The sequence below is a fragment of the Nocardia sp. NPDC060255 genome (assembly GCF_042727395.1).
In the GTDB taxonomy this organism is placed as follows: Bacteria; Actinomycetota; Actinomycetes; order Mycobacteriales; family Mycobacteriaceae; genus Nocardia.
Genome location: NZ_JBHXAU010000021.1, coordinates 143,609 through 164,934 on the forward strand (window position 1 = coordinate 143,609; position 21,326 = coordinate 164,934).

Consider the following 21,326-nt stretch of genomic DNA (forward strand, 5'->3'; position numbering starts at 1 on the left):
GAACAGGCCGCAGCCGCACTTGGCTCCACCCAGACCCGCACTCGGCCGGGACCCGCCGTGGTCATGCGCGCCCCACGCGTCGGCGACGGTGCCCGGCTGTGGCAGATCGCGAAAGACTCTGCCGTGCTCGACACCAATTCGAGCTACGCCTACGTGCTGTGGTGTCGCGACTTCGCGGCCACCTCGGTGGTCGCCGAGGTACAGGGCCGCGTGGTCGGCTACGTGATCGGCTTCATCCGGCCGCAGGCGCCGGACACCGTCTTCGTCTGGCAGGTAGCCGTCGACCGGGCCCAGAAGGGCAAGGGAATCGGCGCACAGCTGCTGCACGCATTGCTCAACAATGTTGCCGCCCAAGGCGTTTCCACGCTGGAGACCACGATCTCGCCGGACAACGCCGCCTCGATCGCCCTGTTCAGCTCGGTGGCGCGGCGCCGCGGCGCCCGAATCAGCAAGCGCCCCTTGTTCGACGCAGGTGTCTTCCCGGACAGCCACGCGCCGGAAGACCTCTATCTCATCGCACCGACCGCTCGCACAACGCAGGAGGACCACCGATGATCACCGCCGATACGAGCATTTTCGAAAGTCTGGAATCCAATGTCCGCGGCTACTGCCGCAATTGGCCGACCGTGTTCACCAAGGCCAAGGGCAGCTGGCTACGTGACGAGGACGGCAACGATTATCTCGATTTCTTCGCGGGCGCAGGCGCGCTGAACTACGGCCACAACAACGATGTGCTCAAGCAGCCGCTGCTGGATTACATCGCGGGCGACGGCATCACGCACGGGCTCGACATGTCGACCTCGGCCAAGCGCAGTCTGCTCGTCACGTTGCGCGACACCATCTTTGCCCCGCGCAACCTGGACTACAAGGTGCAGTTCCCCGGCCCGACCGGCGCCAACGCCGTCGAGGCCGCGCTCAAGCTGGCCCGCAAGATCACCGGGCGGGAAACGATCGTCAGCTTCACCAACGCCTTCCACGGCATGACGCTCGGCGCGCTGTCGGTCACCGGCAACGCCGCCAAGCGGGCCGGCGCGGGGGTGCCGCTGGTGCACGCGGCGCACATGCCCTACGACGGCTACTTCGACGGCACCACCGCCGACTTCCAGTGGATGGAAAAGGTTTTGGACGACACCTCGTCGGGCTTCGACCGGCCCGCCGCGGTGATCGTCGAGACGGTGCAGGGTGAGGGCGGCGTCAATGTCGCTCGCGCCGAATGGCTTCGGCATCTGGCCGGGCTGTGCGAGGCCCGCGAGATCCTGCTGATCGTCGACGACGTGCAGATGGGCTGCGGCCGCACCGGCCCGTTCTTCTCGTTCGAGCTCGCCGGCATCACCCCGGACATCGTCACGCTGTCCAAGTCGATCGGCGGCTACGGCCTGCCAATGGCGCTGGTGCTGTTCAAGTCCGAGCTCGACCAGTGGTCGCCGGGTGAGCACAACGGCACCTTCCGCGGTAACAACCCGGCGTTCGTCACCGCGGATGTCGCGTTGCGGCACTACTGGTCCGACGGCTCGCTGCAGGCCTCGACGCTGGCCAAGGGTGACCGGGTCGCGCAGACGCTCGGCGGGCTCGCCGAGAACATCCCCGGCCTCTCGACCCGCGGTCGCGGCCTGGTGCAGGGCATGGTGTTCGAGGACGCCTCGCAGGCGAGCAAGGTCTGCCAGGTCGCCTTCGAGCGCGGCCTGTTGGTGGAGACCTCCGGTTCCACCGACGAGGTGGTGAAGTTGTTGCCGCCGTTGACAATTACCGATCAGGAACTCGACCACGGCCTCGGCATCCTCACCGGCGCCATCGATACCGTCTGCAGCGGAATGGGGGCGATCGCATGATCGTGCGTAGCACCGAAGAGATCACCGGCACCGAACGCGATGTGGCAGGGGAGGGTTGGCGCAGCAAGCGCATCATCCTCGGTGGCGACGGCGTCGGCTTCTCCTTCCACGAGACGACCATCGACGCGGGCACCACGCACGAATTCCACTATCGCTATCATGTGGAGGCGGTCTGGCTGATCGAGGGAACGGGCAGCCTCACCGATCTCGACAACAACGTCACCTACGTGCTCGAGCCGGGTTCGATGTATTTGCTGGACGAACACGAACGGCACCGCCTGGAGGCCCGCACCAAGATGCGGATGATGTGCGTGTTCAATCCGCCGGTCACCGGGCAGGAGGTCCACGACAGCAGCGGCGCTTACCCATTGGTCGCCGCGACGATCGGGGGATAGAGGTAGTAATGGTTTTGCTGCACACCGAAACTCGACCCGAGACCGGCTCGGCCGATCGTTACCCGACCCGGCTCAGCACTCCCGGAACCCATCTGGATCGCAAGGATCCGACGGTGTGGGGCCGAGTCGAGACCCCGGCGCTGGCCGGCTTCGAGACCGACGGTTTCGCCAGCGTCGACGCGTTGCTCACGCCCACCGAGGTAGCCGACTTCAGCGCCGAAATCGGCCGTCTCGCAGGCGATCCGTCACTGCGCGACGACGAGCGGGTGATCGTGGAGAAGTCGTCCAAGCGAGTGCGTTCGGTGTTCGAGGTGCACCGGCTCAGCGCGGCCATCGCCGACCTGACCCGGGAATCCCGGGTCGCCGGATTGGCCAGGCAGATCCTCGGTTCCGAGGTCTACCTCCATCAGAGCCGGGTGAACTACATGCCCGGATTCCGCGGCACCGGCTTCTACTGGCACTCGGATTTCGAGACCTGGCACGCCGAGGACGGCATGCCCGCGCCGCGAGCGGTCAGCCTGTCCATCGCGCTGACCGACAACTATCCGATCAACGGCAGCCTGATGGTGATGCCCGGCTCGCACCGGACGTTCGTGCCGTGCCTGGGCAGCACGCCGGCCGAGCACTATCGGGAGTCGTTGCAGGAGCAGGAAATCGGGGTGCCGACCCAGGACGACATCACCACGCTGGCCAATACCTATGGCATCAGCCAGTTCACCGGCCGGGCCGGCTCGGCGCTGCTGTTCGACTCGAACCTGATGCACGGCTCGTCGAACAACATCACCCCGTTCCCGCGCTCGAACATCTTCCTGGTGTTCAACAGCGTGGAGAACACCCTGGTGGAACCGTTCGCGGCACCCGCGCCGCGGCCGGGCTACATCGGCAGCCGCGACTTCACGCCGCTGTCGGCCTGACCCACCGAACCGAAAGCGCCCTCGGTCTCCCTACCGGACCGGAGGGCGCTTCCGGTTGCTGAGGGAAAGCGCGATGTGGGCGGCGGCTGCTCGCCGCGCGGCCCGCGCGCATCGGCGGTACGATCCTGTCGGCCATCCGCCTGTTGCCGCCCGACACGCCCCGATCGGCCCCCAGTTCCGGCTCTTCCGCCAAAAAGTCTGCTGGCGTGCGCAATATTCTGGACAACACGAGGGTGTTGTCGTTCGCCACAAGGTCACTCATCGGCCCGATCGCGCCCGCAGGACGATCCGGCTACTGTCCGACGCTGTTGCGCGTGGTCTTCTCGATCCGATACCCGATCGGGGCTGGCCCGGCGGCGTTTCCGCGCGAATTGTGCAGAGTGCTGTCGGCCGCCCGCATCACGCGCAAAAATGGGCGTCTGACCAATTGAGTGGCAAATCATCGGCTACGCGCGAACCTCTTGACCTAGTTGTTACCGGTGGGTACAACTACGTAACCATGCCGACGCATACCGCTCGGTCGGCCCATGAAGAAATGCACGCAGTTGGTAACGGACGTCATCACGATCGATGCGGAGTTCGCAGCCGCACGCAAAGCATTGTGGGACTTTTTCATGGACCCACAGACCTACACCCGGATGTTCCTCGGAATCGGAGACTGTGATCGCGCGGAAACCTCGGACACGCATCCCGTTCTCCTGATTCGTGCGCGGCACCACAGCACTGAGCTGACCGTGCCCGCACTCCGGCTCGTCGTCGGCAAGGAGCTGGAGACCTTCGAGCTACAGTGCCCTGGGCTGGGCAGTTTCGCCGCGATCCGACTACGCGGCGAGCAGGAACTGACCCGGGTCACCGTGACCTACTTCGGCGCGGCGCGGATCCATCCGTGGATCGCCGAGCAGGACAACGCCGACGTGATCGACTGGACCATGGCCGGGCTGGACCGGATCGTCGACGCCATCACCGGCGCGCCGACCTCGGTGCTGGTCAACGGCGAGGAGTCGGGGACGAAACAGCAGGTCGATACGCTGAAACAGATGGTGTCGACCGGCGTCGTGCGCACCTTCCGGCCCGACCGCGCGCTCAAGCAGATGGGCGGACTGGCCAAGTGGGGTTTCACCCTGGCCGGTGGTTACGCGGCCGCCGCGGGGCACTCGCCGAATCGCTTGGCCGTGGTGGACGACGTGTCGGCTTACACCTTCGGCCAAATGCACGATCGCACCCACAAACTCGCGTCGGCGCTGACATTGCTCGGTATCGGCGCGCGCGACAAAGTAGGGCTACTTTCGCGCAATCGGGTGGCGATGGTCGAATGCATGGTCGCCACCGGCAAACTCGGCGTGGACACCGTCCTGATGAACACCGGTTTGTCGGCGCGCCAGATCGAGGACGTCGCCGACCGGCACGGGCTGTCCGCGGTCTTCCTCGACGACGAGTACGACGCACTGACCAAGTATGTGGGGTCCGGGGTGCCGCGCTTCGCGACCGGACGCGCGTCGACCTTCGAGCGCAACACCGTCGACGATCTGATCGCCCTCGACGCGCCGACGTTCTCCCGGCCCCAGCATCCCGGTCGGCTGATCGTGCTCACCTCCGGTACCAGCGGCACGCCCAAGAGCGCACAACGCCCGCAGCCCAAGGGATTTGGCACGGTCGCCGCGCTGCTGTCGCGGATTCCGTTGCGGATGGACGAGACCATGCTCATCCCCGCGCCGCTGTTCCACACCTGGGGCTTGGCGGCGTTGCAGATCAGCACGCCGATCCGCGCGAGTGTCGTACTGCCGGAACGATTCGACGCCGAGGACTGCCTGCGGCTGATCGAGGAGCACCGCGTCACCTCGCTGATCGTGGTGCCGGTGATGGTGAACCGAATCCTGGATCTGCCCGCGCACATTCGGGATCGCTACGACACCTCCAGCCTGCGGGTGGTGGCGAGTTGTGGTGCGCCCCTTGCCGGTCCGACGGTGCTCAAGTTCATGGACACCTTCGGCGACGTGCTCTACAACGTCTACGGCTCGACCGAGGTGTCCTGGGCCACCATCGCCGATCCGGCCGACCTGCGCGCGGCGCCGACCACGGCGGGCCGCCCGCCGCTCGGTACGAAACTCGCTGTGCTGGACAAGGACCTGCGTCCGGTGCCGCGCGGTGTCACCGGACGCATCTTCGTGCTGAACCACATGCTGTTCGACGGCTACACCGACGCCAAGCCGCCCACCGAGTCGGGCGGCATGCTCGACACCGGCGATCTCGGCTATCTCGACGCGGACGGACTGCTGTTCGTGGCGGGCCGGGACGACGAGATGATCATCTCCGGCGGCGAGAACGTCTTCCCGCGCCCGGTCGAGGAGGCGCTGTCGCATCTGCCGCAGGTGAGCGAGGTCGCGGTGGTGGGCGTGCCGGACAAGGAGTACGGCCAGCGGCTGGCCGCGTTCGTGGTGACGCGGGAGGGGTTCGGGCTCGACCGCGACATGGTCTGCAACTACATCCGCCATCGGCTCAGCCGGTTCTCGGTGCCGCGCGACGTGACGTTCCTGGAGGCGTTGCCGCGCAACGCGACCGGAAAGATCCTGAAGCGCACGCTGATTCAGCCGAGCTGAGCCTGGGCTCAGCCCGGCCGACGGGTCAGTTCGACCGGCGGATCGTCTCCGGGGTGAGATCGGCGATCGTCGGGTAGCCGTCCACCGCCATCAGCAGATCCGCCTCGGCGAGCAGCGTGCGCAGCACGTGCACGATGCCGTCGGCACCGCCCAGTGCCAGGCCGTAGCAGTACGGGCGACCGATGCCGACGGCGGTCGCGCCGAGGGCCAATGCCTTGACAATGTCCGCGCCGGAACGGATTCCGGAGTCGAACAGCACCGGCAGACCGTCGGCGGCCGCGACGACGTCGGGCAGGTGCTCGATCGCGGGGATACCGCCGTTGGCCTGCCTGCCACCGTGATTGGAGCAGTAGATGCCGTCCACGCCAGCGTCTTTGGCGCGGCGGGCGTCGTCGGGGTGGCAGATTCCCTTGAGTACCAACGGAAGATCGGTCAATGACCGCAGCCAGGCCAGGTCGTCCCAGGTGAGCGGATTACCGAACTGCGAAATCCAGGTCAGGATGGCGGTTTTCGGGTCCTCCTCGGGGCTCTTCGCGAGCAACTTGCGGAAGACCGGGTCGCTGAAGTAGTTCGCCAGACAGTGGCCGCGCAGCTGCGGGAAGTTCGAGGTGCTCAGGTCGCGCGGACGCCAGCCGGGGACCCACGTATCCAGTGTCACCACAATGGCTTTGAACCCGGCGGTCTCGGCTCGGCTGACCAGGCTCTGCGCGAGGTCGCGGTCGGTCGGCGTGTAGAGCTGGAACATGCCGGGGGTGTCGCCGAATTCGGCGGCCACGTCCTCGAGCGGATCGACCGTCAGCGTGGACGCCACCATCGGGACGCCGGTGCGCGCTGCGGCCTTGGCGGTCGCGAGGTCGCCGTGGCCGTCCTGCGCGCAGAGTCCGATCACGCCGACCGGGGCCATGAAGATCGGTGACGGCAGCCGCATGCCGAACAGATCGACCGTGAGGTCGCGTTCTTTGGTGGCGCGCAGCATGCGGGGGACGAGGCCGAGCTTCTCGAAGGCCGTTGCGTTGGTGCGCTGGGTGAGCTCGTCGCCCGCGCCGCCCGCCACGTAGGACCAGATGCCCGGTGGCAGCGCGGCCTGTGCCCTCGTCTCCAGGTCGGCGAAGGTCATCGGCAGGTTCGGCTGGACGCCGCTGAGGCCCTGGAAGTAGATCTCGTACTGGTAGTCACCGAAGTTGCCGGTCACGGCGCTCCCTTCCTCGTTTGATACATGAATGTATCCGATACATTTGTGTAGCGGGGTGAGTTGGCGTCGGTACGTAATGCCGCGTAGAGGGTCAGCCATCGGTCCGGGTCGATCAGCCCGACCGGCTCGTCCGATGCGATTTCCGCGGCGGTGCAGGCCGCTCGCACAGTGCGGGTCGGGAACTCCTGGCGTAACGAACTTGCCAGTGAACCTCCAACGCCCAGGAAGCCGAGTTCGACTACCCGCCGATAGTCGGCGAGAGCTGAACCGGGCAGGAGCGGACGAGGTCGGCGGCGCAGGTGCAGGATCGCGGTGTCGACGCTCGGTACGGGATGGAAGCTGTGTCGTCCGATGCGCGCCCCTAATTCCATTGCGACGGTGGGCCAATGGGTGACGGTGAGCTTGGTCCACCGGCCGTAGTCGCCGGAATGCTTACGGGCGAACTCGTATTGGGTGAGCAGGGTGGCCGAGGTGAGGTGCCGGGCTGCCAAGCACCAGCGCACCAGATCGGTGGTGACGGCGAACGGCACGTTGGCCACCACCGCGAACGGCTCCTGCGGTTCGCGCACCGCTCGGAAATCCGTGTGGTACAGCTGTATTCGGTCATCGTCGGCGTACCGCCTGCGCAGGCGGTCGGCGTAATGGGCGTCTTTCTCGTAGGCACGTACTCTGCCCGCCGAGCCGAGCAGCTGCCTGGTCAGCATGCCGTCGCCGGGCCCGATCTCGAGCACGAGATCCGCGGCCGAGACGCCCGACGAGCGCACGATCAACCGGGCGGCACCGGCATCGGTAAGAAAGTTCTGGGACAAACGCTTACGCGTATTTCGGGCACGCGGCAGCGAACGATTGCGGGACATGGGTGTCCTCCGAACGGAGTGGTCGAATCAGAAAAAGTGATTCGCCCGGACCCATGCCAGGGCACAGAAACCCGACGGTCATCAACCGCCGGCGCAGTTCCCGATCAGAACAGTCGGGACACCGGAGCGCGGTGCACTGGCAGAGCCCAGGCCTCCGCGCGCAGCCGCATGAAGTACACGCCGGCCGCGCACGCTCCGTTCATCTCCAAACTGCCCATGCCCGCAAGATATCGCACCGCCGCCGCAGCCCGCGACCGGTTATTCGCTAGGCCGATTCGAGCAGATTCCGTCGCAGCGCGGCGACCAAGTCGTCGTCGACGCCGAGCAGTTTCGTCGTATATCCGCGCACAGAGCCATGTTCGGCCGCCAACGCCGCGAGGAACAGCCGCATCACCTCGGCGGGCGCCCGGCCGTATCCGGGCCAGGTCAGCACCTTGTCGGGATACGCGGAATGCCAGTCCGCGACGAGGCGCTCGGCGGCGAGCTCGGTCAGCGCGAAGTCCTCGATGATCTGTTCCTCGGGGACGCCGAGCAAGCTCAGGACGACTGCGGCGAGCAGACCGGTCCGATCCTTGCCTGCCGCGCAGTGGAAGACCGTGGGGCCGTCGGCCTCGGCGATCACCTGGAGGGCTTGGCGGATTTCCTCGACACCGTCAGTGGCGACCTCCATGAACCGTTCGGCGAGGAAGGGCCCGGTCTCGATTTCCGGACCGAGCGCCGCCTGATCATAGGGGCGATGTTCGATGCTGAGGTTGTGGTAGACGAGCGACTCGTGCTGGGGGACGCGGCCTTTCGCGTCGACCTCCCAGGGATAGCGCAGGTCGATGACCGTCGTGATGCCTAAGTCCAGGAAGCGCGCCACATCCGCGTCGCGCAGTTTGCCCAGGGAGTCGGAGCGAAACAGCCGCCCCCATCGCACTGTCTGTCCGTCCTCGGTCGGATATCCGCCCAGATCGCGGAAGTTGTGTAGTCGTTCGAAATGGATGTGTCTGTTCACCACAGGAACCCTATGTCCGCCGTCCACAACGCCGCTCACAGATATTTGGGAGGCAGGGACGCCCGACCATAGGGCACACTTTGATCATGAACCTGCGTTCGGTAGGCGACCTGGTCAGGGTGACAACTGCGGGCGAGAAAGTGGACTATCTGCTGTTCTGGGGGCATCAGCCGGAGCGGAGTGGGCGCATCGGCGCCAGCTGCCTGAGTCAGTGGTGGCCTGCGTCGTTCGTGGTCGACGGGGTCGAGTTCGCGTCGGCCGAGCACTACATGATGTGGGGTAAGGCGCGGCTGTTCGGGGATGCGGCGAATGCCGAGCGGGTGCTGGCGGCGCGGACGCCGAAGGACGCGAAGCGGCTCGGGCGGGAAGTGCGTGGCTTCGACGGAAAACTGTGGGGCGAGCACCGGTACGAAGTAGTGGTACGCGGGAATGTCGCGAAGTTCGGGCAGCATGCGGACTTGATGGAGTATCTGCTCGGAACCGGAGACCGGGTACTCGTGGAAGCCAGTCCGGTGGACCGGATCTGGGGGATCGGGCTGGCGGCGGACAGTCCGCAGGCCGAGGATCCCGCGCAGTGGCCTGGACTGAACCTGCTGGGTTTCGCGTTGATGGACGCTCGCGCCGAACTACGCGGCGGTCAGCCGACCGACTGATCGGCGTTCGTGACGCGCTCCTCGTCGGCGCACGCGCGCCAGACGCGGGCCTCGGCGTAATTGCCTTGGCGGTCCAGGAGTTCGGCGAGCCCGGCCATCGCGCGCGGCTCACGGCGGTCGGCCGCGGTGCGCCACCAGCGTTCGGCGTCGGCCAGATCGCCGCGGCGGAAGCGGACGACGCCGAGGTCGTAGGCGGCGCCGGGATGGCCCGCGTCGGCGGCCTGTGCCCACAGTCCGCACGCCTGGTCTTCCTCGCCGCGGCCGTACATGGCGACGCCGAGGTCGTAGAGGGCGGTCCGATAGCTGGTGTCCTGTGCGGGCTCTTCCTCGGCGCGCGGCCTCGCCTGCATGGGACGGGTGGGCGCGGACTGAACGCCGGGGCCGTATTTGGCGTCGGAGCCGAGGTGCGGTGTTCGAGCGGGTTGCGCTCCGTCATCTGGGTTCGGTGCGGATTGTTGGTTCGGCGCTGTGTGTGGGTTCGCTGCGGACTGCGGGTTTGGCGCTACGTGTGGATTTGGTGCGGATTGTGGGTTTGCTGCGGACCGTGCGCTCGGCGCGGACTGGGAGTTCGGCGCGGACTGGGAGTTCGGCGCTGCATGTGGGTTCGCTGCGGACTGTGGGTTAGGCGCTGCGTGTGGATTTGGTGCGGATTGTGGGTTCGATGCGGAACGTGTGCTCGCCGCGGACTGTGGGTTAGGCGCTGCGTGCGGATTCGGTGCGGACTGTGAGTTCGCCGCGGACTGTGGGTTCGGGGCGGGCTGTGGTGCGCCGGAATACGCGGCATTCGGACCGGGTCCGCCGGGATTGGTCTGCGCCGACTGCATGGTCGGGTGGTGCGCGTTGTTCGGCGTGGTCGACGGGTAGGCACCATTCGGATTCGTCGGCAGGTTCGGCATCGAGCGCAGGGGATGGGTGTGCTGGGCGTCCGGGGCGGGGTGCGGTTCAGCCGGTAGGTTCGCCGGGGCGGAATGCACTTCGACGACGAGGTTGGCGAAATTGGCCGGCCCCTCACCGATGCTGCACCACAGCACAGTTCGGCCGTCCGGGGTGCCCTCGACGACGATGCCGTAATTGCCGACCCAGGATTTCTGCTCGCCGAAACCGTCGACCCAGACGGGTGTCAGCGTCACCAGGGTGCCGGGGCCGGTGCCGATGATGTCGAAGCTGATGCCGCCGACGAGCGCATCGGACCACACATCGACGCCGTTCAGCCGACGACCGTTCAGGCCGAGGTAACCGTCGACCACCGACAAACCCATGCCGAGGCCGCGCAGCCCGGCCGGGGGCGCGGCGGACAGCAGCGTCACCGTGATCGTGGTCGGCTCGGGCCCAACCTGCTCGGTGTACATCGGATAGACCTTGCTGCCACGCAAAACGATCGGTTCCGCGCTCTGATAGCGGGCGGAAAGCGGCCGGTCGTCGGGCGAATTCCGAGCGGCCCATGACGAATAGGGCTCGTTCATCGATGCCCGCCTTTCCGCCGAATGCGTCGTGCCGTCCTTGCGCTGTTGCGGCGGGATATACCGTACCTGCCGAAGCCGGGAAAGGCGCACCGATCCGGCGGCCCCCTTAACATGCGGGCGGTGTTCTTCCCCGGTGCCCGGGCCCGCGGCCCAGAAATTGTTCGGCCAGTAGCGATATCGTTGTTTTGTCCGAATTGGCGTCGAGGCTAGGCGGGCTGGGTCTGCCAGGCGTGTGCCATGGTGCGTAGCAGGGCCGGATAGACCAAGAGGTAGCGGAACGGCAGGATGGCGGCCAGGTAGAGCTTGCCGAGCAGGCCGTTCGGTTTGACCAATACCGCCATTTGGCCGCGGTAGCCGCCGGTTTCGTCGGGCACCCAGCCGATGTGCAGCACGGCGTGCACGGTGCCGTTGGCGATTTCGGCGGCCCATTCGTTGTCGGTCAGGAAGACGGAACGGAAAGGTACTGACCGGAAGTCCGGGCCGGGTGGTGCGTCGCGAAGATCCGCGGGGAGCCGATCGCGCAGCGATCGCACGCGGGTGTTGACACCGGTGTCCGGCTTGTCCCAGCCGAACAGCGCCCCGAGTTTCCAGCGGATCGCGAAAAGTATCCGGTAGGCGGCGGGGAACTGGCTCGTATCGTTGTGCGATGCGATGAGCTGTACGAGGCGCGGGAAGTCGTCGGGTCCGCCGGGTGTCGGCAGCGCCCAGACGTCCTCGAGCTTGAAATCGGGGGTGAGTTCGTGAATGCGCCAGGGGAGGGCGGTGTGGGCAGTTTTCGGGAGCCTCATGATTCGGCCTCGATCCGGTTGTACCGATTGATCAGAAACTGCGCTCGGACGAAGCATACCGGGCAGTTTCCTTCGGCTGGACCGAACTCGGTTCGATGATCTGGTGGGCGCGCAGCTTGCTCGCCTTCTGTCTGGCGGTCGGCAAGCCCTTTCTCGTCGCCGATCACCGCAACAACGAAGTCGCTTTCCGCGCAGCGGATCTCCTACTCGGGAACCCGCCGGACAGCGCGTAGGAACTTAGCCGTCGGCTTGAGCTTTGGGAAAGGCCCAGCGCGCGTAGGTGTTTTCGGGTCGCACGGTGATGATGTCGCACGATTTGACGAGCGGATCCACTGTGCCGTCGAGGTGCTCGAGCGACGGTGTGATCACCGCTTCGGCCGCGTTGAGTTGGACCGCGGTCGCCAGTTGGTCCAACCGATACTCGGTGTCCGTGTCGAAAATGATTGTCTTGACCAGGTCGTAGCCGAGTCGCTTTGCGAGGCTTCGGATCTGGGTTTCGTCCCACGTTTGCTGCGCACCAGAGATATCGCGCCGCAGGTAACCGAGTGCCGTCGGATTATCTGTCATCACCACCCCTCCTCGCAGTGGAAAGTCGACTTGTCGCGCATGTCACCACCTGTAGCTCGCCCCCGAGCCCCCTTAACCTAACTCGCTCTCGCTACGGAGAGCATCGGTTTCGGGTACTGGAACCCTCGACTGGGGAACCCTCATGCGGGAAGGGTGATGTACAGGCGAGTGGGGCATCCGGTTGGCGGCTGTGATGTGTTGCGGAACAGTTGATTTCGGTGACGAGCGGTCCGGTCAAGCCTGTCCGGTGTCGAAGCGCGCGACCTGGCCGCCGTCGACGGTGAAGCGCCACTTGGTGCGCATATCGCCCCAGGTGTCGTTGTGGAAGTTGGCGATCAGCGAGCGTCCGTCATCGGCTTCGCTCTCGACGTCCATGCGGCCGTTGGCCGCGAAGATTTCCTTCTCGGCCCACTGGTCTAGGTCCTCGTCGCTGCCGTCGTCGGACATCGTGGCGTCCGGGGTGAGGGTGCCCCGGAACGCGCTGGGGTCGTTGCTGTTGACGGCGGTCACGAAGGCGCGCACGGCAGGGTCGGTCAGCTGATCCGTGGGAATCATGAACCCAGTCTCCCACTGCCGGCTGCGACACGGTCGTCGAAACTGGTAACCGTCTGGCTACCGATCGCGGCTGCGGGATTTATGTGTAACCGACGGTTACAGATAACTTCGGGAGCATTCTGGGGTGAATTTCGGTCGCGGATCAATCACGCGGCCCCCCGAGATGTAGTTAGCGTACCCGCTGCCTCCCGAGGACGCCACCGGACCCCAGCTTTGCGATAAACCCGTGAACCCGACCAAGCGCTTGCTACGCTCGCCGCATGATCTCCACGACGGTGTGGGGCACCGGCAATGTCGGCCGGGCGGCCATTCGAGCCGTCGAGGCACATCCGGCGCTGCAGCTCACGAGTGTGCTCGTGCACAATCCGGACAAGGCCGGGCGCGACGCGGGCGAGTTGAGCGGTCTCGACTACCGGGTCGGCGTCGCGGCCACCGATGACATCGATGCGGTGCTCGCGACGCGTCCGCGCGCGATCGTCTACGCGGCCTCCGGCGATATCCGCCCCGACGACGCACTCGCCGACATCGTCCGTGCCCTGCGCGCGGGCGCCATCGTCGTCACGCCCGCGCTGTACGCGCTCTACGACCCGCGCAACGCACCGGCGGAGCTCCGCGATCCGGTGCTGGCCGCGATCGCCGAGGGCGGCGGGTCCCTGTTCGTCTCCGGCGTCGACCCCGGCTGGGGCAACGACGTGCTGCCACTGTTGCTGAGCGGTCTCGGCGGCACCGTCGACGTGATCCGCTGCCAGGAGATCTTCGACTACGCCACCTACGACCAGCCGGACTCGGTCCGCTACCTCGTCGGCATGGGCCAGCCGATGGACTACCAACCGCCCATGCTCGCGCCGACGGTGCCGACCATGGTGTGGGGCGGGCAGATTCGACTGATGGCGCGGGCGCTGGGCGTCGAACTCGACGAGATCCGGGAGACCCTCGAACGCCGGCAACTCGACACCACGATCAGCACACCATCGATGGGTGAGTTCGCCGCGGGCACGCAAGGTGCGGTGCGGTTCGAGGTGCAGGGCATCGTCGAGGGCGAGCCGCGCATCATCGTCGAACACGTCACCCGTATTCACGCGTCCTGCGCGCCGGACTGGCCCGCGCCCGCCGACGGCGACGGCGCGCACCGGGTGATCATCGAGGGCCGCCCGCGCATCGAGGTAACCATCGAGGCGTCGGACGAGAACGGCAACCGCGCCGCGGGCGGAAACGCCACGGCGGTAGGCCGTTTGGTGAGTGCCATCGATTGGCTCGCCGAAGCCGAACCCGGACTCTATGACGCACTCGATATTCCACTGCGTCCGGCAGTCGGCAAACTCGGAAGGAAACGCCCATGATCATCGATATCCCCGAGGGCAAAGACCCGATCGGTTACGTCTGGGGCGAAATGGTGCCCGGTATCGGCGTGGCCGCCGCGCAGTTCTCGATGTCGGTGTATTCGCACAGCACCCTCGGGCTGCGCGAATTCGAGGCCGCCCGGCTGCGCATCGCGCAAATCAACGGCTGCATCTTCTGCCAGGACTGGCGCACCGAACGCGACGGCGAAAAGGTGGAGCCGGAATTCGCCGACGCCGTCACCGACTGGCGGCTGACCGACGCGTTCGACGAACGCACCAGGCTCGCCGCCGAATACGCCGAGCGCTACGCCCTGGACCACCACGGCATCGATGACGAGTTCTGGACGCGCATGCTCGCCGAGTACTCGCAGGTCGAAGTCGTGGAACTCAGCATGAGCATCGGTTCCTGGCTGGCTTTCGGCCGACTCAATCGGGTACTCGGCCTCGACACCGCCTGTGTGCTGCCCGGACATTCGGCCGCATAACAAACGATTATTCGATTCGCCTGGGCGGCCACAGCGTGTTGTTCGCGGCATCGTAGAGCTGATATTCCAAACCGGATATCAAGCCCTCGATCAGTCCGCGCACCGCTGTCGCCGCACTATCGACCGCGGATCCGCGATGCCTCCGTCGATCCGCGCGATCGGCCGCCGTTACCCGGACCGAACTGCCCGCGGCCTCGACATGGAGTAGCGCATGCCGATAGGCCGCGGGAACCCGGCTGTTCCACAGTTGCAGCCCGGCCACGACGAAGCGGCGCAACTGCTCGTCAACGGGTTGTCCTTCCTGGGTCCGGACGTAGGCCAGGACCTCGGCGGGTGAGTCGACGGCCCCATCGGCAGCACCACGAACTCGTAATTCATCTATCCAACGGTAGCGCGGTCGCCCGAAATATAAGCTGGGACAACCTCTTTCCGTGCACTACTGGTTCGGCACCCAGGCGGGCTGGCCGTCGACCAATCCGGTCTCGAATAACCAGGGCGCGTCGACCACGGCCTGGAGATGGTCGTGTGCTTCCTCGAGCGAAAGGCTGGCGGGGTACCGGATGTATTCGAGGGTCGCGGCGATTCGGGCCTCGAATCGATGGCGAAAGTCATCGTCGCCGACGTAGGTCAGTGCGATGCGTCCGTGCCAGGTGATGTCGTGCCTGCCGTCCGGGCGGCGGGTGAAAAACACTTCCTGGTCGGCCACCGAGTCGTGGCCGAGCAGGTAGATGTTGAAGGCGAGATATTCGAGTTGATCGAGTTCGACGAGCGGCAGTGGATCGGCCGTCAATCGTTGTGGCGTCAACGTTTTCAGATGAAATGGATTACCGGGCGTGGCGGCGAGAAATCCGGTGCCGTCGTCCTCACCCCAGTAGGTGGACGACAACGTGCAACTCCCGTAGTTCTGCCACACCTCCGGCGACGACCAAGCCTCGTCCGCCACGGCACTTTCCGGTGTGCCGCCGGCAACATACTTCGCCGACCGCAGGTGCAAGTCGAACCATAAATTGCCGTTCTCGTCGATCCGCCCGGTCCACGCGAACTCCTCGATCGCATGTCCGGCCGGCCACGGGTTTCCCGGAAACATAATCCGGCCGATGGCCGGATTGTCTTCCAGGTCGATCCTTTCCATGAGGACGAACCTAGCGACCGGCACCGACAAACCGCGAACCAGTTGCCAATTCTCTGACAGATCACACCGCGGCGCGGGTCAGCGCGGCATAGAAGTCGAGGTGGGCGCGGGCCGCATCGGCCCAGCGATACCGGGCCGCCACCGCGCGACCACGCGCCTGCCTGGCCGGATCCGCGGGCAGCGCCGCGCGTAACGCGGCCGCCAGCTGGTCCGGTGTCGATACGTAGTCGACGGCGTCGGCGAAGACTTCCCGCAGTACCGGAAGATCGCGCGCCACAACGGGTACGCCCGCGGCGAGCGCCTCCATCGCGGCCAGCCCGAAGCCTTCTTTGCGTGAAAAGAACGGCACTGCCGACGCTTCGGCCATCAGCGAGGGCAGCTCGGAGTCGGCCACCGCGCCGAGGATCACCGGCGTGATACCGAGTTCGTCGGCGCGGGCCGTGAAGCGAGCACGGTAGTCGCGGTAGTCGAAAAGTGTCTCGCCGCCCGCGAAGACCAGCTGCAGCTCCGGCTCGGCCCGCACCAGCAGGGCGAAGGCCTCGAGCAGATCGATCGAGCCTTTGCGCGGTTCGATGCCGCCGACGGCAAGCACGTAGCAGCCCAATCGGTTCCGCCAAGCCTGCCGGGGGTCTGCGGCGGCCGCCGCGAATCGCGCGAAGTCGACGCCGTTGGGGATCACCGTCGGTTCGAATCCCCAGCCCGCGCGGACCTCGGCGGCGACGGCCGCGGACACGCAGATCCTGGCGTAGGGCTCGACGATCGCCCGCTCATGGCAGGCCGCGAGTTCAGGTGTGGTGAACTCGTCGAGGTGATGGATCGTGCGGACGCAGCGCCCGGCCGCGTTGGCGCTGAGGCAGTCCTGCGCGTGCACGATGTCGTACCCGGCCGCGTCGAAAGCCGCCCGCAGCGTGTCGATGGACCGCAGAATCCGCTGCCCGACGGATTCGCCATCGATCGCGGCGAACGGCACGAGCTCGAGCCGCACCGCGTCGGCCACCGGCCGGAAGAAACCCGGGTCGCCGTCGCGGGCCAGGCTCCACACCGTCACGTCGGCTCCGGCCGCTGCCAGCGCCTCCGCCAGGTGCAGCGTATGCACCACGCCGCCACGCGGTTTCGTGGAATAGGTGAGCAGCGCGATCCGCATCAGCCGACGCCCTTCTCGTCGATCAGGTTGTGATAGGTGCCCACCCGGCGTTCCTCCAGATGCCGCAGCACCCGCCTGGCCCGGTCCACCTCGCGGTCGATGTCGATATCCGCCACGGCCAGACCACCTTTCGACCAGGTCCTGGCCAGCACGTCGCCGCCGGGACCGACCACCTTGGCCTGGCCGAGGAACCGCAGCGACCCGGTCACGCCGGTCTGATTCGACGAGGCCAGCACCACCTGGTTCTCCGCCGCGCGCGCCATGTCGTACAGGTCGAACAGCCTGGCCTGCCGGTCGTTCGGCATTCGCGAGGCCCGATCGGTGACGCTGGCCGGCCACGCCGACAGCACCGCGAGGGTGCGCGCGCCGTCCAGCGCGAGGGTGCGGGCCGATTCGGGGAAGGTCTTGTCGTAGTCGATGAGCATGCCGATCCGGCCGACCGGCGTATCGAAGGCGGTGAAGCTGTCGCCCGCCGCGTACGCCAGATGTTCGCCCGCGGGCTGATGCACCTTGCGGTGGTGGCCGAGCACGCCGTCGCCGGTCAGGCAGGTGGCCGCGTTGTAGCGCAGCTCGCCCGCGCGCTCGGCGTAGCCGACACACACGGTCATCCGGCCCGCCATCGCGCACAGCAGCCGGATCTCCGGGCCGTCCGGGTCCAAGGCGACCGGGATATCCACCGGGTTGCGCAGATCGCCGATGTAGCCGCCCAGCGTCGCGTCCGGCAGCACCAGCAGGTCGACCTGCTCGGCGGCCAGCCGCTCGATGATGCCGCCGAGTTTGTCGAGCGCACGCGCGATGTCGGGGCCGAAGTGACCGGCCAGCGCGGCAACTCGCGTGGTACCCATCGGGGGGCTAAGCCCGGACCGAAGTCGGCGTCAGCGCGCCGATGCGGTCGGCGAGGTAGGCGGCGTCGCGGGCGACGGCGGCGAAACGGCCGGAGCCCCAGGTGTGTTGCCAGGGCAGGCCGATGAAGTACAGCCCGGTCGCCGTGGTCACGCCGCGGTTGTGGCAGGGGTGTCCCTCGCCGTCGAAAACGCCGACGCGCAGCCAGCGGTAGTCCGTCCGGAAGCCGACCGCCCAGACGATCGACGTGATTCCCGCTGCGGCCGAGACGATCTCGGTGGTCTCGTACTCGGGCCGCCAGACTGGTCGATAGCGGGCTTCCCGTGGCGCGTCGATACCTTCGCGGTCAATGTAAGCGTCGATCGAATCCTTGATGCTCTCCGCGACCGCGTCCGCCGCATCGAGCGAGGCCGCCAGGGTCGGCGCGAACCGCATCGTCGACTCCGACGCGTCGAGCAGCCTGCCGTACAACGACATTCCGTCCGCGGCGAACTGCCGCAGGTCGATGTCGCGTCCGCCGTCGCGGCCGGTCACGTAGTGATTGGTGTTCTCGCGCTTGCCGATACCGCCGGGCTGGTCCTCGATGGGAATGTCGTAGTGGCCCATATCCTGCAGCCACGCAACGCAATCCCGGCCTCGATAGAACCGGGCCACCCGTGGCGCGCTACCGACGACGAGATGCACCTTCCGTCCCGCCAGGTGCAGGTCTTCGGCGATCTGCGCGCCCGACTGCCCGGTCCCGACCACCATCACCGCGCCGTCGGGAAGATCGGCGGCGCTGCGGTATTCGGAGGAATGCAGCTGACGGATCGAGGACGGCAGCTTCTCGGCGAGCCGGGGAATCGCCGGAATATGGTATCCGCCAACGGCGATCACGACCTGTCCGGCGTGCAGTGGCCCCGCTGATGTTTCGACGTCGAATCCGTCGAAGGGGGAGTGGGTGACCGCGGTGACCGCGACGTGCTCGCGTACCGGCGCGTCGAATGTCGCCGCGTAGCCACGCACGAAGTCGTACACCGCGTCGCGCTGCATGAAGCCGTCCGGCTCCGGGCCTTCGTAGCGGTAGCCGGGTAAGACGCACTGCCAGTTCGGCGTCACCAAAGTGAAATTGTCCCAACGTCTGTCGCGCCATTCGTGCGCGATGGTGTCGCGCTCGAGCACCACGTGGTCGATGCCGCGCTGCACCAGGTGCCTGCTCACCGACAACCCGGCCTGGCCCGCGCCGATCACGACCACGTCATGATGTGTCCGCTCAGGCATCGACCACCGCCAGGGCCGAAGGCATGCCGACGACGCCGAATTCGGCGACCACCGTGCGATAGAGGTCGGGCCTGCGGTCGCGCAGGTTGTACATGCCGCTGTTGCGGGCGAGCCCGAGCTTCTCGTCGAGATCGATTGTCGCGGTGGCGAGTCCGGGCTCCGCGCCGGTCGTCGCCAGCACTTCGCCGCCGGGACCGACGATCTTCGCGCTGCACACGAAGCGCAGCGAGCCGAAAGTGCCCGCCTGGTTGGAGGCCACCCAGATCAGCTGGTTCTCGAGGGCGCGGGCCCGATCGTAGATGTCGAAGCGCTGCTTCCAGCGGTCGTCGTCGAGGTTGGCCACGGTGGCGGTGCGCGCCGACGGCCAGGCGGACAGCGACGTGACGATCTCCGCGCCGTCGAGCGCGAGCAGTCGCGCCGCCTCCGGGAAGGCTTTGTCGTAGCAGATCTGCATGCCCATCCGCCCGATCGGCGTATCGAAGGCGCGGTACTCCGATCCCGCTGAGTAGCAGAGGTTTTCGCCGAGCGGCTGGTGCACCTTGCGGTAGGTGCCGAGCACGCCGTCACCGTTGAGCGTCACCGCCGTGTTGTAGCGCGTGGCACCGTCGGCCTCGCAGAATCCTAGGGTGACGACGAGATCGCCTGCCATGTCGATGACGCGGCGCACCTCGGGCCCGTCGATCTCCAGCGCGGGCGGCAGGCTGCGCAGCCTGCGCTGTTTGGCCTCCTCGGATTCGTCGCCGCCGCCGAGGCTCGGCAGGTAGCCGCCGAGACATGCCTCGGGCAGCACCAGTAGTCGGCTGTTCCGTGCCCGCGCCTGCTCGATCAGAGCGGCGATGGTGCGGTAACCCGCCTCCATGTCGCGGCCGAATTCCGCAGCCGCCACGGAGATCGTGACGTCGTTCATGACTCTCCTAATCCGGTGACGGTGCCGTGCACCGCACGTGTCGTGACGCCGTCGGGCCAGCGCAGGCCGACGCCCGGCGTCGAAGTCAGTTGTCCGCAGACAGCCGATGCGGCGGGGCCGGGCGAACCGGTGGCCGCGCCGGGCCGGTCGGCGGTGAGCATGGCGAACCCGGGAAAGCAGGTGAGCCATTCGCCGACCGAAGCGCCTGCGGGACGGGGCATCCGGGCGATGTCGATCTCGGCGCCGAGTCCGCTGGCCTCGGCGAGCATTCCGGCGGTACCCGCCAGTCCGGCCATGCTGACGTCCTTCGCCGCGTTCGGACGTGTCCGTGCGACGAAGCCGGCCAGTAGGCGTAGTTCGCCGCCGGTGCGGCGGGACGTCGAATCCCATTGCTGTCCTTGATATCCAGGCCGCCAGCCGCCGCCCAGATCGGCGGTGACCCGCAACTCGTCGCCGAGCCGCGCCCCGCCACCGCGCACCGGGTGCGCGGTGCGACCCAACGCGGTGACCGAAAGTGCCGCGGGCACACCGAGTTGCGTATGGCCGCCAAGCACCGGCACGCCCCACGCTTCACTCGCCCGCGCGAGACCGCGGATCACCCTGGTCAGGATCGATCGATGGGGTGCGCCGACGGCGTCGAGCAGTCCGACGGGTGCGGCTCCCATGGCGCACAGGTCGTTGAGATTGACCAGCACCGCACACCATCCGGCCCACTCCGGATCGCGTTCCACCATCGAGGGAATGATGGCGTCGCAGGCGGCGATGAGGTCGCTGCCGGGCACTGGTGCGCCGTCGTCGCCGCGAAATCCGTTGCCGCCCAGGCTCGACGGCAGTCCGCGCAGCGGTGCCAGTGCGGACGCGAGCAGCGCCTTGGTGGCTTGGGCCAGCCGCTCGATCCGATCGATCGGCCAGCGCATGTGTACGTGCGGGCTGTGCGCGACCTCGATATCGGCCAACCGCATCCAGCCGAGTCGTGCGAACATCTGCTCGTGCCTGGCCTGCACCGTGGCCTCGAAGCGCAACACGTTGTTCGACTCGGCGTCCGCGGCCGCCGCTCGCACGAGCGCCGGTCCGACGCCGCGAGTTCGCCTGCGCCCGTCCACCACCAGCCTGCTGCCGGTCCACCAGCCCAGGTCGAGGTCGGTGGCGGGAGCGAGCCGGACGCCACCGAGCACAGCGCCCTCGGCGTCGAGCGCTACCAGCACCCTGGTGCGCGGATCGTCATCGATGTCGTCGAGATCGGTGCGCGCGAACAGGTTTTGCTCCGCGACGAACGATTCGTGCCGCAGCGCTCGATACGCGGCGAGGTGCGCCGCGCCGGCAGGCTGAATCAGGAAGTCCGGTTCGGTGGACCTGCGCGGCGCGGGGCCGGTGAGGACGGTGAAATCCGCTTCGGAGAGGGTCATCG

The 21,326-nt window shown here is 67.0% G+C and carries 23 protein-coding genes; 10 read left to right on the forward strand and 13 right to left on the reverse strand.

All coding sequences use genetic code 11. The annotated features are described in order from the left end of the window. The first annotated feature begins 63 nt into the window (after nt 1-63). The 6 genes from ectA to ACFWF1_RS31845 all read left to right on the forward strand — a co-directional run bounded on the left by ectA (nt 64) and on the right by ACFWF1_RS31845 (nt 5,735). The gene (ectA, locus tag ACFWF1_RS31820) at nt 64-555 is read left to right on the forward strand and encodes a diaminobutyrate acetyltransferase (RefSeq protein ID WP_379283909.1); all 492 of its coding nucleotides are present in this window, start codon (nt 64-66) and stop codon (nt 553-555) included. Further along, complete coding sequence (ectB, locus tag ACFWF1_RS31825; protein WP_379283510.1) at nt 552-1,829, forward strand: diaminobutyrate--2-oxoglutarate transaminase; 1,278 nt, start codon at nt 552-554, stop codon at nt 1,827-1,829. The genes ectA and ectB overlap by 4 nt, the downstream gene beginning before the upstream one ends. Continuing rightward, nucleotides 1,826-2,224 carry an ectoine synthase gene (locus ACFWF1_RS31830; RefSeq protein WP_150404705.1) on the forward strand — a complete coding sequence of 133 codons (399 nt, stop codon included), beginning with the start codon at nt 1,826-1,828 and terminating at the stop codon, nt 2,222-2,224. The genes ectB and ACFWF1_RS31830 overlap by 4 nt, the downstream gene beginning before the upstream one ends. Before the next feature lie 8 nt (nt 2,225-2,232). Continuing rightward, nucleotides 2,233-3,138 carry an ectoine hydroxylase gene (gene thpD / locus ACFWF1_RS31835; RefSeq protein WP_379283512.1) on the forward strand — a complete coding sequence of 302 codons (906 nt, stop codon included), beginning with the start codon at nt 2,233-2,235 and terminating at the stop codon, nt 3,136-3,138. 206 nt (nt 3,139-3,344) lie between these two features. After that, on the forward strand, nt 3,345-3,569 hold the full coding sequence (locus ACFWF1_RS31840; RefSeq protein ID WP_379322243.1) for a hypothetical protein: 225 nt from the start codon (nt 3,345-3,347) through the stop codon (nt 3,567-3,569). 114 nt (nt 3,570-3,683) lie between these two features. Beyond that, complete coding sequence (locus ACFWF1_RS31845; protein WP_379283910.1) at nt 3,684-5,735, forward strand: AMP-binding protein; 2,052 nt, start codon at nt 3,684-3,686, stop codon at nt 5,733-5,735. Between the two features lie 25 nt (nt 5,736-5,760). Here the strand turns inward: ACFWF1_RS31845 and ACFWF1_RS31850 are convergent, their stop codons facing one another. The 3 genes from ACFWF1_RS31850 to ACFWF1_RS31860 all read right to left on the reverse strand — a co-directional run bounded on the left by ACFWF1_RS31850 (nt 5,761) and on the right by ACFWF1_RS31860 (nt 8,781). Next, nucleotides 5,761-6,927, reverse strand: coding sequence for a lactate 2-monooxygenase (locus ACFWF1_RS31850; protein ID WP_379283513.1), 1,167 nt, complete (start codon nt 6,925-6,927; stop codon nt 5,761-5,763). Then, on the reverse strand, nt 6,924-7,784 hold the full coding sequence (gene erm, locus ACFWF1_RS31855) for a 23S ribosomal RNA methyltransferase Erm (protein ID WP_379283514.1): 861 nt from the start codon (nt 7,782-7,784) through the stop codon (nt 6,924-6,926). Before erm ends, ACFWF1_RS31850 begins: the two co-directional genes overlap by 4 nt. Nucleotides 7,785-8,049: 265 nt before the next feature. Beyond that, nucleotides 8,050-8,781, reverse strand: coding sequence for a tyrosine-protein phosphatase (locus tag ACFWF1_RS31860; protein ID WP_379283515.1), 732 nt, complete (start codon nt 8,779-8,781; stop codon nt 8,050-8,052). An 86-nt stretch (nt 8,782-8,867) separates the two neighbouring features. Between ACFWF1_RS31860 and ACFWF1_RS31865 the strand changes: the two genes are divergently transcribed. Further along, on the forward strand, nt 8,868-9,434 hold the full coding sequence (locus ACFWF1_RS31865) for an NADAR family protein (protein WP_379283516.1): 567 nt from the start codon (nt 8,868-8,870) through the stop codon (nt 9,432-9,434). On the opposite strand, the gene ACFWF1_RS31870 is transcribed toward ACFWF1_RS31865, so the two are convergent. The 4 genes from ACFWF1_RS31870 to ACFWF1_RS31885 form a co-directional block, all read right to left on the reverse strand. Beyond that, nucleotides 9,419-10,897 (reverse strand): hypothetical protein, encoded by a 1,479-nt coding sequence (locus ACFWF1_RS31870; RefSeq protein ID WP_379283518.1) that lies wholly within the window; start codon nt 10,895-10,897, stop codon nt 9,419-9,421. The genes ACFWF1_RS31865 and ACFWF1_RS31870 overlap by 16 nt on opposite strands. A 206-nt stretch (nt 10,898-11,103) precedes the next feature. After that, nucleotides 11,104-11,685 (reverse strand): DUF2867 domain-containing protein, encoded by a 582-nt coding sequence (locus ACFWF1_RS31875; RefSeq protein WP_379283519.1) that lies wholly within the window; start codon nt 11,683-11,685, stop codon nt 11,104-11,106. 237 nt (nt 11,686-11,922) lie between these two features. Further along, a complete protein-coding gene (locus ACFWF1_RS31880; RefSeq protein WP_379283520.1) occupies nt 11,923-12,252 on the reverse strand; it encodes a hypothetical protein in 330 nt (109 codons plus the stop codon). A gap of 234 nt (nt 12,253-12,486) precedes the next feature. Further along, a complete protein-coding gene (locus ACFWF1_RS31885; protein WP_379283521.1) occupies nt 12,487-12,807 on the reverse strand; it encodes a nuclear transport factor 2 family protein in 321 nt (106 codons plus the stop codon). Nucleotides 12,808-13,067: 260 nt separating this feature from the next. Here ACFWF1_RS31885 and ACFWF1_RS31890 point away from each other — a divergent pair, with 260 nt between their 5' ends. The 3 genes from ACFWF1_RS31890 (at nt 13,068) to ACFWF1_RS31900 (ending at nt 14,969) form a co-directional block, all read left to right on the forward strand. Further along, on the forward strand, nt 13,068-14,147 hold the full coding sequence (locus tag ACFWF1_RS31890) for a dihydrodipicolinate reductase (RefSeq protein ID WP_379283522.1): 1,080 nt from the start codon (nt 13,068-13,070) through the stop codon (nt 14,145-14,147). Further along, nucleotides 14,144-14,632: a carboxymuconolactone decarboxylase family protein gene (locus tag ACFWF1_RS31895; RefSeq protein ID WP_379283523.1), complete on the forward strand. Its 489-nt coding sequence runs from the start codon at nt 14,144-14,146 to the stop codon at nt 14,630-14,632. Before ACFWF1_RS31890 ends, ACFWF1_RS31895 begins: the two co-directional genes overlap by 4 nt. 211 nt (nt 14,633-14,843) lie before the next feature. After that, on the forward strand, nt 14,844-14,969 hold the full coding sequence (locus ACFWF1_RS31900) for a hypothetical protein (RefSeq protein WP_379283525.1): 126 nt from the start codon (nt 14,844-14,846) through the stop codon (nt 14,967-14,969). 99 nt (nt 14,970-15,068) lie between these two features. Here ACFWF1_RS31900 and ACFWF1_RS31905 read toward each other — a convergent pair whose 3' ends face one another. The 6 genes from ACFWF1_RS31905 to ACFWF1_RS31930 all read right to left on the reverse strand — a co-directional run bounded on the left by ACFWF1_RS31905 (nt 15,069) and on the right by ACFWF1_RS31930 (nt 21,324). After that, on the reverse strand, nt 15,069-15,764 hold the full coding sequence (locus ACFWF1_RS31905; protein WP_379283526.1) for a hypothetical protein: 696 nt from the start codon (nt 15,762-15,764) through the stop codon (nt 15,069-15,071). A 61-nt stretch (nt 15,765-15,825) separates the two neighbouring features. Further along, nucleotides 15,826-16,908 (reverse strand): MSMEG_0565 family glycosyltransferase, encoded by a 1,083-nt coding sequence (locus ACFWF1_RS31910; RefSeq protein ID WP_379283527.1) that lies wholly within the window; start codon nt 16,906-16,908, stop codon nt 15,826-15,828. Next, nucleotides 16,908-17,753: a carbon-nitrogen hydrolase family protein gene (locus tag ACFWF1_RS31915; protein ID WP_379283528.1), complete on the reverse strand. Its 846-nt coding sequence runs from the start codon at nt 17,751-17,753 to the stop codon at nt 16,908-16,910. The genes ACFWF1_RS31910 and ACFWF1_RS31915 overlap by 1 nt, the downstream gene beginning before the upstream one ends. Before the next feature lie 7 nt (nt 17,754-17,760). Beyond that, nucleotides 17,761-19,011, reverse strand: a complete 1,251-nt coding sequence (locus tag ACFWF1_RS31920; RefSeq protein WP_379283529.1) for an MSMEG_0569 family flavin-dependent oxidoreductase — start codon at nt 19,009-19,011, stop codon at nt 17,761-17,763. Next, nucleotides 19,004-19,918 carry a carbon-nitrogen hydrolase family protein gene (locus ACFWF1_RS31925; RefSeq protein ID WP_379283531.1) on the reverse strand — a complete coding sequence of 305 codons (915 nt, stop codon included), beginning with the start codon at nt 19,916-19,918 and terminating at the stop codon, nt 19,004-19,006. Before ACFWF1_RS31925 ends, ACFWF1_RS31920 begins: the two co-directional genes overlap by 8 nt. Then, nucleotides 19,915-21,324, reverse strand: a complete 1,410-nt coding sequence (locus tag ACFWF1_RS31930; RefSeq protein ID WP_379283532.1) for an MSMEG_0567/sll0787 family protein — start codon at nt 21,322-21,324, stop codon at nt 19,915-19,917. Before ACFWF1_RS31930 ends, ACFWF1_RS31925 begins: the two co-directional genes overlap by 4 nt. Nucleotides 21,325-21,326 lie beyond the last annotated feature (2 nt).

Excerpts from the sequence above, each read along its gene's own strand:
- ACFWF1_RS31875 (WP_379283519.1), bottom strand. The coding sequence starts at position 11,685 with ATGAGGCTCCCGAAAACTGCCCACACCGCCCTCCCCTGGCGCATTCAC.
- ACFWF1_RS31880 (WP_379283520.1), bottom strand. The coding sequence starts at position 12,252 with ATGACAGATAATCCGACGGCACTCGGTTACCTGCGGCGCGATATCTCT.
- ACFWF1_RS31900 (WP_379283525.1), top strand. The coding sequence starts at position 14,844 with ATGCCGATAGGCCGCGGGAACCCGGCTGTTCCACAGTTGCAGCCCGGC.
- ACFWF1_RS31905 (WP_379283526.1), bottom strand. The coding sequence starts at position 15,764 with ATGGAAAGGATCGACCTGGAAGACAATCCGGCCATCGGCCGGATTATG.
- ACFWF1_RS31890 (WP_379283522.1), top strand. The coding sequence starts at position 13,068 with ATGATCTCCACGACGGTGTGGGGCACCGGCAATGTCGGCCGGGCGGCC.
- ACFWF1_RS31885 (WP_379283521.1), bottom strand. The coding sequence starts at position 12,807 with ATGATTCCCACGGATCAGCTGACCGACCCTGCCGTGCGCGCCTTCGTG.
- ACFWF1_RS31915 (WP_379283528.1), bottom strand. The coding sequence starts at position 17,753 with ATGGGTACCACGCGAGTTGCCGCGCTGGCCGGTCACTTCGGCCCCGAC.
- ACFWF1_RS31865 (WP_379283516.1), top strand. The coding sequence starts at position 8,868 with ATGAACCTGCGTTCGGTAGGCGACCTGGTCAGGGTGACAACTGCGGGC.
- ectB (WP_379283510.1), top strand. The coding sequence starts at position 552 with ATGATCACCGCCGATACGAGCATTTTCGAAAGTCTGGAATCCAATGTC.
- ACFWF1_RS31830 (WP_150404705.1), top strand. The coding sequence starts at position 1,826 with ATGATCGTGCGTAGCACCGAAGAGATCACCGGCACCGAACGCGATGTG.
- ACFWF1_RS31920 (WP_379283529.1), bottom strand. The coding sequence starts at position 19,011 with ATGCCTGAGCGGACACATCATGACGTGGTCGTGATCGGCGCGGGCCAG.
- ACFWF1_RS31895 (WP_379283523.1), top strand. The coding sequence starts at position 14,144 with ATGATCATCGATATCCCCGAGGGCAAAGACCCGATCGGTTACGTCTGG.
- ACFWF1_RS31870 (WP_379283518.1), bottom strand. The coding sequence starts at position 10,897 with ATGAACGAGCCCTATTCGTCATGGGCCGCTCGGAATTCGCCCGACGAC.
- ACFWF1_RS31930 (WP_379283532.1), bottom strand. The coding sequence starts at position 21,324 with ATGACCCTCTCCGAAGCGGATTTCACCGTCCTCACCGGCCCCGCGCCG.
- ACFWF1_RS31925 (WP_379283531.1), bottom strand. The coding sequence starts at position 19,918 with ATGAACGACGTCACGATCTCCGTGGCGGCTGCGGAATTCGGCCGCGAC.
- ectA (WP_379283909.1), top strand. The coding sequence starts at position 64 with ATGCGCGCCCCACGCGTCGGCGACGGTGCCCGGCTGTGGCAGATCGCG.
- thpD (WP_379283512.1), top strand. The coding sequence starts at position 2,233 with ATGGTTTTGCTGCACACCGAAACTCGACCCGAGACCGGCTCGGCCGAT.
- ACFWF1_RS31910 (WP_379283527.1), bottom strand. The coding sequence starts at position 16,908 with ATGCGGATCGCGCTGCTCACCTATTCCACGAAACCGCGTGGCGGCGTG.
- erm (WP_379283514.1), bottom strand. The coding sequence starts at position 7,784 with ATGTCCCGCAATCGTTCGCTGCCGCGTGCCCGAAATACGCGTAAGCGT.